Origin of the sequence: Protofrankia symbiont of Coriaria myrtifolia, assembly GCF_900634755.1 — a bacterium.
GTDB lineage: Bacteria > Actinomycetota > Actinomycetes > Frankiales > Frankiaceae > Protofrankia > Protofrankia coriariae.
In genome coordinates, this window is record NZ_CAAAFS010000231.1 from 1 (window position 1) to 2601 (window position 2601).

Annotated in this window: 3 protein-coding genes; all 3 read right to left on the bottom strand. The window is 66.6% G+C overall.

The genetic code is table 11. The annotated features are described in order from the left end of the window. Positions 1 to 5 precede the first annotated feature (5 nt). Positions 6 to 164 carry a DUF433 domain-containing protein gene (locus CM1CMNOD_RS23675; RefSeq protein WP_241250327.1) on the bottom strand — a complete coding sequence of 53 codons (159 nt, stop codon included), beginning with the start codon at positions 162 to 164 and terminating at the stop codon, positions 6 to 8. A 127-nt stretch (positions 165 to 291) separates the two neighbouring features. Continuing rightward, on the bottom strand, positions 292 to 1644 hold the full coding sequence (locus CM1CMNOD_RS13035; RefSeq protein ID WP_043603663.1) for a hypothetical protein: 1353 nt from the start codon (positions 1642 to 1644) through the stop codon (positions 292 to 294). Further along, the gene (locus tag CM1CMNOD_RS13040) at positions 1641 to 1901 is read right to left on the bottom strand and encodes a hypothetical protein (protein WP_043603665.1); all 261 of its coding nucleotides are present in this window, start codon (positions 1899 to 1901) and stop codon (positions 1641 to 1643) included. Before CM1CMNOD_RS13040 ends, CM1CMNOD_RS13035 begins: the two co-directional genes overlap by 4 nt. Positions 1902 to 2601 lie beyond the last annotated feature (700 nt).

Consider the following 2601-nt stretch of genomic DNA (forward strand, 5'->3'; position numbering starts at 1 on the left):
GTCTACTAGTTACGCTCAAGATAGGGGTAGTCCGCCAGGAGTTCGTCGATGGTGTGGCCCGCCGCGAGCTGCCCGACCACAGCGCTGGCTGTGACCCGCATGCCCCTGATGCAGGGCAGACCACCCATCTGTGCCGAGTTAACGGTGATCCGTTCGAAGGCCACATAGCTACGCTAACGGCAGCCGGTCCAGAGTGCCGGTGCCGCGATCTCAAAAGATCCGGCCTTGTGGACGAATCAGCCAGGCAGCAGTCTGACTCGCTGAGCGTCGAGCGGTCGTGGCTCTGGCTTTTCAGATATCCTCAAGCTGGTTGTCGACCTGGTGTCTTATGGTCAGTGGCGAGACGCCGAAATGGCTTGCGATGACGTCGAGGGCGGCGTCCTCGTCGTGTGTCTCGAGAGTCGCCAGTGCGCGGCGTATTCCCTCGGCCGGGGCAAGCAGCTCGGCCGCGAAGGCGCCCGCTACCCGGTCATCGCCGATGTGGGCGGAGGACAGGAGAAAGGTTCGCTGATGTGGCCGGAAAAGCGCCCGGCCGAGCGCCTTCGCGCGGCGGAACGACCGATAGTGGCTACCAGGCCCCACCGTGCTCGCGAACTTCGGTGAATCGCTCAGCGCGAGCCCGCACCGGTCGTCCCTGACAGTGGCAAAGCCCTGCAGGCCGCCTGCGGGGCCCTGAAGTGTCCGTGCGCCGACCCAGGCGGATATGTCGAAGGGTGCGGTCGCCTCGGTGTCCAGCGCCTGCCGCACCGCGCGTGCCATGTCGAAGCCGACATGCCACGGCCGCCGAAGGCCAGCGCTGTCCGGCACGGCGCCTGAGGAGAGCTCACCCGCCACCGCCGCACGAAGAGGCGTCAACGACATCGCGGCGTCCGCTGACGCCCGGCCCGCCGCTTCGGACGCCTTCGGGAGCCACGCAGCGGCTGTGCCAAGGGTGTCGAGGTCCGCACTGTCCAGAAAGTCGTCCCGCAGCTCGTCCGGGATGGCCGGCACGATGGCCAGCAGTTTCGTCGAGGCCTCCTCGTCGACCGAATACGGGTCGAGACCCAGCCTGGCCGCCGCCAGACAGAAATCTCGCTCCTCTTCGTCCGCGCTTCCTATGTCCGCCCATTCCGCGGAAAGCGGCGTCTTCCCGACGCCCGACTCCGCAAGTCGGTCAAGGACGCGTTGGACGATGCCGGCCAACGCCTTTCCGGCCTCGTCGGAACGCACCAGCGCTCGTCCGCGTGACGCGAACCGCAACGGCCCCAGTGCCCGGTCCTCGTCGGCGGCCCAGACAAGCCGGGTAATCGCCCCTTCGGGCACCACTGTCAGGTCCGGCCAGGCCATCCCGTCCCCGGCGCCTCGCAGGTTGTGCTGGCGCAGCCAGGGATACCGGCGCAGATTGGACCACGTCCAGTACGCGGACCTGGTAGCCGAGGGACGAATGTGCCCGGTCAACGGCCACCAGTTGGTGGCGATCCATTCCGCCAGCGGGTAAAGGCTGCCATAGACCGATCGCCGGAAGGTGCCGCCGGGCTCTTCCACCTGCGTCACGCATCTGCCGTCCACCCACAGCTCGTACCTTGCCCAGGTGGCGGCCAGCTCAGGAGCACACACGCCGGGTGCGTCGAGCCACTCGACCCGCAGCTCGATCCCGACGCTCACAGAAGCCACCCCGGAGCTTCCTCGGGAAGGATCGGATATCCCTTGTACTCGCCGGACCCCGAGTTGCACAGACGCGCTTCGTAGACGCGTTCACCTGCCCGCGTCCATACATAGCGCGGAAAATCACCCTCGACGTACGCGCTGACGTTGCCGGCCCGCACCGCGTCGTACAACCATTTGGCGACATCGTCGAGCGCCAGGTCACGTGGGCACACCGACGCGTCACTTCGCAGCTTCCCCGGCCCGGCGCTGGTCATGTAGTCCTTGTGCTCGGGACTCGGGATGCTAGGAAACCCGCGTGGCCAGGGCAGCCAGATACCCTGGATCAGCAGGTGTCAGCCGGGTTGAGCTGCGTGGCCGTCGGCGACGGGGCGCCCGCATCGCGACCCCCTACATCGTGTCCGGTTCGGCAGGGCTACAGGATGAGGGTACCGGCGGCCGTCGACCCGAACACGCCGCATCTGTGTCTTCGGAGTGGCTCGTGGCCCGCTGTCGTCTGCCTGTGCCGGTGCCGCGATCTCGAAGACCCGGCCTTGTGGACGAATCAGCCAGGCAGCGGTCTGGCTCGCTGGGCGTCGAGCGGGAACAGCTGCCGATACACCGGACAGGAGGTGGTGTCGATGGCCAGGTCACAGGCGTGCTCTCCGGCCGGCTGGGAGAGGCGGGGCCTGGAGCACAGCCCCAGGGAAACCCCACAGGTCTGCCGGCACCGCGCGCGGCTGGCCGAGCGGCACACGATATGCCTGTCTGTCAAACCACACGATTTTGATCATCACCCAGAACCTCCGACGCGCCGAGGAACCGGGGAAGTTCTGGGAAACATCGACATCTTGCTGACCTGCACAAACGTTATCAATCATGGATTTTGACGCGGTTGCCCACAGCCCCTCCCGGAGGCTCTGGAACGAGCTTGCATCGTCGCAGGTCAGCGGGGGTGAAAATCGCGGTAGGGTTCCC